Raw genomic sequence first — 915 nt, 5'->3', positions numbered from 1 at the left:
TGATTGGAAAAACTGACACCCCCGCTTTTTCTCAATGCGGTAATGTCATCAGCTTTGTCTTGTACCCATGTAAGCAATTGCTTTTCACTTTGGATACGAGATTGCGCCAACTCTGCACGTTGGCTCATCGGCTGCAGCAGCCCCCAGTAAAGAATGCCAAGGATGGCGAATGCACCACAGCCCAGCACAAGTCGTTGTTCACGCTGAGAGATGCCACTCCACCAAGCTTGCGCTTGAGAAATTAAATTCTTCATCATCACCTCACTGACGCTTCAACACAAAGCTACCCATCACAACGTTATCGCTGCGATTAAGCTGACCTTGCTCAACATTAAACTTCTCAGCCAACTTCACACGAGCCTGCTCAAAAGGCTGGAAGTCTGAGCTACGTGCGTGAATGCGCACTTCACCACGTTGGCCGTCATACTTAAAGCTGGTGATTTCTAGATCTTTCACCTGACCAAGCGTTGCTGGCAAGGCAGCAAGCCAAGACAACATCGCAACATCTGTTGAGCCACCAGATAAACGGCGCTCTTCATCTGTCATTTGACGCTTTAAGTAACTTACGGTCGGAATTCGATTCTTGTTTGGGAAAACCTGACGGAAAATACGTTCGCTTTCTTCACGATAGGCTTGTGCTTGCGCCTCGTACTTGTGGACGACGAGAAGTTGCTGAGCCACGACCACCACTAACAAAACGCCCGCAGCGATAGCCGCCTTTTGCCAAACTTTCCAGTACTTACCCCAAGAAGACTTCGGCTTAAACTCGCCAGTTAACAGGTTCGTTTTACTACTCACGACGCCTTTTGCGAGCAACGCCATCGTCATTTCTTCTGGCTTAGGAACCCATACGCTCTCAACAGTCGATTCTGGCACGGAACTGTAGCATTCGAGTTGCCAACCTTCATGATTTTG

General features: G+C 48.7%; 2 protein-coding genes. Both read right to left on the bottom strand.

What is annotated here, in order from left to right; translation table 11 throughout:
- Positions 1–254 (bottom strand): type II secretion system protein M (locus tag R8N47_RS24080; RefSeq protein WP_318148677.1); only part of this gene is annotated, 254 nt, incomplete at its 3' end.
- A gap of 7 nt (positions 255–261) precedes the next feature.
- Positions 262–915 (bottom strand): type II secretion system protein GspL (gene gspL / locus R8N47_RS24075; RefSeq protein ID WP_318185962.1); only part of this gene is annotated, 654 nt, incomplete at its 5' end.

This window comes from Vibrio sp. 2132-1 (assembly GCF_033344315.1).
Note: the sequence above shows the minus strand (reverse complement) of the source record. Positions and strands in the feature narration are given on the sequence as shown.